This is a genomic window from Pseudomonas sp. NBRC 111123, from assembly GCF_001320205.1.
Classification (GTDB): Bacteria; Pseudomonadota; Gammaproteobacteria; order Pseudomonadales; family Pseudomonadaceae; genus Aquipseudomonas; species Aquipseudomonas putida_J.
Map to the genome: position 1 here is coordinate 73816 of NZ_BCAZ01000024.1, position 7369 is coordinate 81184.

A 7369-nucleotide genomic window follows, 5' to 3' on the forward strand; every position below is an offset into this window, starting at 1 on the left:
GGGTTTTGATTTTCAGTAAGTTGGGTGTTTCGCGTTGATGGGAGAAGATTAAAACCAACACCTTTGGAGCGGTAGATAGTGGTTTTTGGCTTTAGCGTTCCATTTAAGGAACGATCTGTTGGCAGTGGATTTGCTGGCCTCATTGCTTGCCCGAGCAAGCTGCTCTATTACTACGCACAGCCCTCCCCTCACTCCCGAGACTTCCATGCTGGCGTTCATCCAGTCGTCCCCGTTGTTGCTCGGTACCGCCCTGATCCTGCTCGACCTCGTGCTCTGGCAACTGATCCCGATCCAGCGCCGGGCCTGGCGCATTGGCACGCGACTGGTGATCTTCCTGCTGTTCAGCTCGGTGCTGGTGGCCGCGGGCATGAGCCCGCTGCAGCCGCCGCCGTGGGCCGACGATGTGTCGCGCAACCTGATCGCCACGGTGCTGGCCATCGGCTGGTGGCTGTTCGGTGCACGCACGGTGACCGTGGTGTTCGGCCTGCTGCTGGTGGCCCGTGGCAGCCATGGCGGGCGCTTGCTGCAGGATGTGCTGGGGGCGCTGATCTTCCTTGCGGCCGTGGTCGCCGCTGCCGGCTATGTGCTGCAACTGCCGGTGAAGGGCCTGCTGGCCACCTCCGGGGTGATGGCCATCGTCATCGGCCTGGCGCTGCAGAGCACCCTGGCCGACGTTTTCAGCGGCATCGTGCTGAACACCACGCGGCCCTATCAGATAGGTGATTCGATCTCCATCGACGGCACCGAAGGCAAGGTGCTGGATATCGACTGGCGCGCTACGCGTCTACTTACCGGCAGTGGCAGCCTGGCGGTGATCCCCAACTCGGTAGCGGCCAAGGCGCGCTTGCTCAACCACAGCCGCCCGGCCGATGTGAACGGGGTGTCGATCTGCGTGGTGGTGCCGGCCAAGGTACGCCCCAGGCGGGTTTTGGATGCCCTGGAGAAAGCCCTGCAGGGCACCAGTGCGATCCTCGCCTCACCCAAGCCCAAGGTGACGGTGAAAACCTCGACACTGGAATCGGTGGAGTACGAAGCCAGCGGCTTCATCGCTGACATGGGCGGCAAGACCGATGCACGCAACCAGCTGTTCGACCTGGCGCACCGCCACCTGGAAGCCAGCGGGGTGATGTGGAACGTCGACCTGGCCATGCCGCCACGCAGCCGCCAGCGCGAAGTGCTGGACGAGGTGCGGGTGTTCCGCTCACTCAGCGCTGAAGAGCGGGATGCCTTGAGCCAGCGCATGACCGCCGTGGAGTACCTGGCCGACCAGGTCATCCTGGGCGTTGGCGAGCAGTCCGATCATTTGCTGGTGATTGGCAGCGGCGTGGTTTCGGCGTCGGTGCGCGATGGTGACAAGCTGCTGGAAGCCGGGCGCATGGGGCCAGGTGAGGTGCTGGGGATCGAGGGGATCATCGACGAAGACGACTCGATGGCCGAGTTCCGCACCTTGACCAGCTGCGTGCTGTATCGCATTGAAAAAGCGCAGGTGAAGAGCTGCCTTGAGCAGCGTGGGGAGGTGCAGACGGCGCTGAGCAAATTGCAGCGGTTCCGGCGCCAGAGCCGGGAGTCGCTGTTGCTGCAGAAGCCGGTTTCGATCAAGAAAGGCGGCTTCCTCAGCTGGTTGCACAAGTAACCTGTACTGGTCCCTTCGCGGGTAAACCCGCTCCCACAGGGATTGCGCAAAGCTGAAAGCTTGTGCAGTACCTGTGGGGGCGGGTTTACCCGCGAAGGGGCCAGCTGCTACAGCACAACTCTCAAGCATTGCCCGGCGTGATACAGCGAGAAGCCGGACTCATAGAACGCGGTGCGCAAAGAAGGCGCGCTCACGCCCGTCATCGGCGAGAACGGAATCGGCAGGCTGTGCGCCTCACCTTTCAGCAGGAACTCGGCAAACGCCCGGCCAATCACGGTTCCGGTGGTGTTGCCACGACCGTTGTACCCGGTCACCGCCACCAGCCCCGGTGCCGGCTCGAACAGCCGCATCAGGTGGTCCGGGGTGAAGTCGATGCAGCCAGTCCAGTGCATTTCCCACTCGACCTTGCCCAGCTCCGGATAGTAATGGCTCTGGATCCGGTCAGCCCAACTGCGCACGAACCAGGCCGGCTTGTTGTCGACCCGGCCGAGGCTGCCTAGCAGCAGGCGGCCCTGATCGTCGCGGCGGATGCTGCTGAGCACGGTACGAGTATCCCACGAGCCCTGGCCGTGCGGCAGCACTTTGTCGGCTGCCGCGCCGTGCAGAGGCTTGGACGCCACCTGGTAGTAGTAGCCGCGGAAGAACTGCTTCTGCAGGTTGCTCCAGTCGCCTTCGGTGTAGGCGCCTGTGGAAATCACCACCTTGTCGGCGCGTACCGAACCACGGGCGGTCTTCACCCGCCAGGCATCGCCGTCACGCTCAAGGCCCTCGACCGAGGATTGCTGGAACAGTTTGCCGCCCAGACGCACCACGGCGGCGGCCAGGCCCTGGGTGTAACCCATGGGGTTGATGGTGCCGGCGCGGCGGTCGAGCAGCGCGGCGGAAATCTTGTCGGTACCGCAGTATTCCTGGCACTGGCTGCCGGTCAGCAACTCGACGTCGGCCCCGCGGCGGCGCCATTGCTCGTGGCGGGCCTCAAGGTCGGCGATACCGGTGGCGTTGTGCGCCATGTGCAGCGTGCCTTTGTGCTGAGCCTGGCAGTCGATGCCGAGGCGATCGATCATCGCGAACACTTCTGCCGGGGCTGCGCCGAGCACCTTGTTCAGGCGGCTGCCCTGCTTCTGGCCAAGGGTCGCCTCCACGTCATCGGGGCGGATCCAGGTACCAGCGTTGACCAGCCCGACGTTGCGCCCGGAGCCGCCGTGGCCGATCTTCCAAGCCTCCAGCAGGATCACCGACTTGCCCTGCTCGAGCAGATGGATAGCCGCCGACAGGCCGGTGATGCCGCCGCCGATCACGCAGACATCGGCCTTGTGTTCACCGGCCAGGGCCTGGCTGGCGACGGTCGGTTGGCTGACGTGTTCCCACAAGCATTGTTGACGCAGTTCGGACATGGCCCGGCTCCAGCTATTTGTTCTTGTTTGGGGCTTCTTTGCAGCCCAGTCGCGGGCAAACCCGCTCCCACAGGTACATCACAGGTTTCGAAGGCTGTGTTGTACCTGTGGGAGCGGGTTTACCCGCGAACCGGGGGCAAGGCCCCCGGCCATGCAGCATCAACCCATCAGTCGAACACGATACCCTGCGCCAGCGGCAGCTCGCGCGAGTAGTTCACGGTGTTGGTCTGGCGACGCATGTAGCCTTTCCAGGCATCGGAACCGGACTCACGACCACCGCCAGTCTCCTTCTCGCCACCGAACGCCCCGCCGATCTCGGCACCGCTGGTGCCGATGTTGACGTTGGCGATACCGCAGTCGCTGCCCGAGGCACTCTGGAAGCGCTCGGCTTCACGAATGTCGGTGGTGAAGATGCACGACGACAAGCCTTGTGGCACTTCGTTGTTCAGGCGCAGGGCCTCTTCGAAGTCGTCGTAGGCCAGCACGTAGAGGATCGGCGCGAAGGTTTCGTGGCGCACCACGTCGCTCTGGGCCGGCATTTCGGCAATGGCAGGGGACACGTAGTAGGCGTTCGGATACTGCTCGGCCAGCTGGCGCTCGCCACCGAACACTTGGCCACCTTCGTCACGGGCCTTGGCCAGTGCACCCTGCATGGCATCGAACGACTGCTTGTCGATCAGCGGGCCAACCAGGTTGTCCTTGCGTGGGTCACCGATGCGCACCTTGCCGTAGGCGGCTTTGACGCGCGCAACCACTTCGTCCTTGATCGAGCGGTGCACGATCAGGCGGCGCAGGGTGGTGCAGCGCTGGCCAGCGGTGCCGACAGCAGAGAACAGAATGCCGCGCACGGCCAGGTCGAGGTCGGCGCTCGGGGCCAGGATCATGGCGTTGTTGCCACCCAGCTCGAGGATGCTGCGACCGAAACGGGCCGCAACGCGCGGGCCGACTTCGCGGCCCATGCGGGTGCTGCCGGTGGCGCTGACCAGCGGTACGCGTGGGTCGTCGACCATGGCTTCGCCGGCTTCGCGGCCGCCGATCACCAGTTGCGCCAGGCCAGCCGGTGCTTCACCGAAGGCCTTCAGGGCCTTGTCGAACAGCGCCTGGCAAGCCAGGGCGGTCAGCGGGGTCTTCTCGGACGGTTTCCACACCACGGAATTACCGGCTACCAGCGCCAGCGCGGTGTTCCAGGCCCATACGGCAACCGGGAAGTTGAAGGCGCTGATCACGCCGACCACGCCCAGCGGGTGCCAGGTTTCACGCATGTGGTGGCCCGGGCGCTCGGAAGCGATGGTCAGGCCGTACAGCTGGCGCGACAGGCCAACGGCAAAGTCGCAGATGTCGATCATTTCCTGCACTTCGCCCAGGCCTTCCTGGGTGATCTTGCCGGCTTCGATCGAAACCAGCTCGCCGAGGTCGGCCTTGTGCTCACGCAGCACTTCACCAAACAGGCGCACCAGCTCGCCACGGCGTGGGGCCGGCACGCTGCGCCAGGCTTCGAAGGCGCTCTGGGCCTGGTCAATGCGGGCGATGGTCTCGGCCTTGCCGAGCAATTTCACCGAGGCGATCTGGCTGCCGTCGATCGGCGTGTGAACAGGGTAGTCGCCCTGGGTGTAAGCCTCGGCGGCAACGCCAAGGCGCTCGAGCAATCCAGCAACCATTTGTGCTTCTCCTACATCGGGTGATGGGGTGGAAAAATGATGTGGATCAGTATTAATCCGATCACACCAGTGCAACAAACGACCTTTATTCCGCATATCATTCCGTCAGGTAATGATTTGAGCCGCAGAGACCACGATGTCCAAACGCCTGGTGCCCTCCATGACCGCCCTGCAGTGCTTCGAAGCTGCAGCCCGTCACCTGAGCTTTACCCGTGCCGCCGAAGAGCTGCACCTGACACAGAGTGCCGTCAGCAAGCAGGTGGCACAGCTTGAAGAGATGCTGCGCCACCACTTGTTCCTGCGTATCCGCAGGCGCCTGCAACTTACGCCCGCCGGCAGCCTGTACCTGGCTGAGGTCAACAAGATCCTCACCCAGGTCGACATGTCCAGCCGCTACGTGCTTACCTACGGCGAGCAGACCGAGATATTGAAGGTAGCCACTCAACCGAGTTTTGGCGTGCGCTGGCTGATTCCGCACCTCAAGGGTTTTGGCAAACGCCACGCGAACATCCACCTCGACATCCGCAACGAGATGGAGCCGTTCGCGCTGCTGCAGGGCTCTGCGGATGTGGTGTTCTTCTATGGCCAGGGCACTTGGCCGGGGGCCACCTGTATCGAGCTGTTCGGCGAAGAGGTGGTGCCGGTGTGTGCGCCGGAGCTGCTGGCCGGGCGCGCGCTGGGGGATGCAGGTGAGTTGGCGGACAGGGTGCTGCTGCAGAGCACTTCGCGGCCGGAGGCCTGGCACGAGTGGTTCCTGGCGCTGGGGTTGCACAGTGTCAGCGCTTACCACGGGCCGCGCTTCGATACGTTCTACATGGCGTTGAGTGCGGCACAGGCCGGGTGTGGGGTGGCGTTGGTGCCGCGGTACCTGGTGGCGAAGGAGCTGGCTGAGGGCAGTTTGGTCATTGCGTGGAACCATGCGATGCCTAGTGCTGGGAAGCATTACCTGGCGTATGCCGAGCATGCGGCTGAGGTGCCTAAGGTCAGGGCATTGGTGGAATGGATTCGCGAGCAGCTTTCGGTTTGATGGCTTCATCGCGGCTAAAGCCGCTCCTACAGGTTCAAACCTTGCGCGGTCCTGTAGGAGCGGCCTTAGTCGCGAAAGGGCCCTTGAGGTCGATCAGAAATGGAATGACTGGCTCACTTTTTTTCGCTTGTGAGCCAAGTGCATTCCCAGCTTTCATGTAAGCGTCCGAACCTACTCAGGAAGCTAGCGATGCCCGCCCACGATTTTGTCAGCCCAGACAGCATCCGCGCGCAGTTCTCTGCCGCCATGTCGCTCATGTACAAACAGGAAGTGCCGCTGTACGGCACGCTGCTTGAGCTGGTGAGCGAAATCAACCAGCAAGTCATGGCCGAGCAGCCCAAAGTGGCCGAAGCCCTGCGCTGGACTGGCGAAATCGAGCGCCTGGACCAGGAGCGCCACGGTGCCATCCGCGTCGGCACTGCCGAAGAGCTGGCAACCATCGCCCGCCTGTTTGCGGTGATGGGCATGGCGCCGGTTGGCTATTACGACCTCAGCTCTGCCGGCGTGCCGGTGCACTCCACCGCGTTCCGCGCTGTGCACGAGCAGTCGCTGCATGTCAGCCCGTTCCGCGTGTTCACCTCGTTGCTGCGCCTGGAGCTCATCGACAACCTGCCACTGCGCGAGCTGGCCCAAGGCATTCTGGCCAAACGCAAGATCTTCACCCCGCGCGCGCTGGAGCTGATCAGCCAATCCGAACACGATGGCGGCCTGAACGCAGCCGATGCCGACGAATTCGTCCGTGAAGCCCTGCACACCTTCCGCTGGCACCAGGACGCCACAGTCACAGCCGAGCAGTATGAACAGCTGCACGACCAGCACCGCCTGATTGCCGACGTGGTGGCATTCAAAGGCCCGCACATCAACCATCTGACGCCACGCACCCTGGACATCGACGCGATCCAGGTGGGCATGCCGGCCAAGGGCATCCCGCCCAAAGCCGTGGTCGAAGGCCCACCTACCCGTCGCCACCCGATCCTGTTGCGCCAGACCAGCTTCAAGGCACTGCAGGAGAAGGTTGCGTTCAGCGATCACCAGGGCAGCCACACTGCGCGCTTCGGCGAGATCGAACAGCGCGGCGCGGCGCTAACGCCCAAGGGCCGCCAGCTGTACGACAAGCTGCTCGACGCTACCCGCGCCGCCCTGGGTGGCGCGCCGGCCGAGGCCAATGCCGAGCGCTACATGGCATTGCTGCAGGCAAGCTTTGCCGAATTCCCGGATGACCTGGCACAGATGCGTGAGCAAGGGTTGGCGTACTTCCGTTACTTCGCCACCGAGAAAGGCCTGGCAGCACGTGAGCGAGCGGATCGCCCGACAACGCTGGAAGGCCTGATCGCGGCAGGCCATGTGCACTTCGAGGCGCTGGTGTACGAGGATTTCCTGCCGGTGAGTGCGGCGGGGATCTTCCAGTCGAATCTGGGCGATGAAGGCCAGGCGGAGTATGGCAGCAATGCCAACCGTGAGGCTTTCGAAGCGGCGCTGGGGTTGCAGGTGCAGGATGAGCTGGCGCTGTATGCGCAGAGCGAGCGGCGCTCGTTGCAGGCCTGTGCCCAGGCGTTGAACCTCGGCTCGATGTAAGGCTTTAGATTGCCGGGGGCGCTCTGCGCCCCTTTCGCGACACAAGGCCGCTCCTACAAAAACGACACGCTTTCCTGTAGGC

The 7369-nt window shown here is 63.7% G+C and carries 5 protein-coding genes; 3 read left to right on the plus strand and 2 right to left on the minus strand.

The genetic code is table 11. The features are described from left to right. The first annotated feature begins 205 nt into the window (after positions 1–205). Complete coding sequence (locus APH27_RS14235) at positions 206–1633, plus strand: mechanosensitive ion channel family protein (RefSeq protein ID WP_060485151.1); 1428 nt, start codon at positions 206–208, stop codon at positions 1631–1633. Positions 1634–1740: 107 nt separating this feature from the next. Here the strand turns inward: APH27_RS14235 and APH27_RS14240 are convergent, their stop codons facing one another. Then, positions 1741–3027 carry an FAD-binding oxidoreductase gene (locus APH27_RS14240; RefSeq protein ID WP_027916993.1) on the minus strand — a complete coding sequence of 429 codons (1287 nt, stop codon included), beginning with the start codon at positions 3025–3027 and terminating at the stop codon, positions 1741–1743. 167 nt (positions 3028–3194) lie between these two features. After that, complete coding sequence (locus APH27_RS14245; RefSeq protein ID WP_060485152.1) at positions 3195–4685, minus strand: aldehyde dehydrogenase family protein; 1491 nt, start codon at positions 4683–4685, stop codon at positions 3195–3197. Positions 4686–4821: 136 nt separating this feature from the next. Here APH27_RS14245 and APH27_RS14250 point away from each other — a divergent pair, with 136 nt between their 5' ends. After that, a complete protein-coding gene (locus tag APH27_RS14250; RefSeq protein WP_027916995.1) occupies positions 4822–5712 on the plus strand; it encodes a LysR family transcriptional regulator in 891 nt (296 codons plus the stop codon). 189 nt (positions 5713–5901) lie between these two features. Then, complete coding sequence (locus APH27_RS14255; RefSeq protein ID WP_060485153.1) at positions 5902–7287, plus strand: VOC family protein; 1386 nt, start codon at positions 5902–5904, stop codon at positions 7285–7287. Positions 7288–7369 lie beyond the last annotated feature (82 nt).

Coding starts and splice junctions, on each gene's coding strand:
- APH27_RS14240 (WP_027916993.1), bottom strand. CDS start 3,027: ATGTCCGAACTGCGTCAACAATGCTTGTGGGAACACGTCAGCCAACCG.
- APH27_RS14245 (WP_060485152.1), bottom strand. CDS start 4,685: ATGGTTGCTGGATTGCTCGAGCGCCTTGGCGTTGCCGCCGAGGCTTAC.
- APH27_RS14250 (WP_027916995.1), top strand. CDS start 4,822: ATGTCCAAACGCCTGGTGCCCTCCATGACCGCCCTGCAGTGCTTCGAA.
- APH27_RS14255 (WP_060485153.1), top strand. CDS start 5,902: ATGCCCGCCCACGATTTTGTCAGCCCAGACAGCATCCGCGCGCAGTTC.
- APH27_RS14235 (WP_060485151.1), top strand. CDS start 206: ATGCTGGCGTTCATCCAGTCGTCCCCGTTGTTGCTCGGTACCGCCCTG.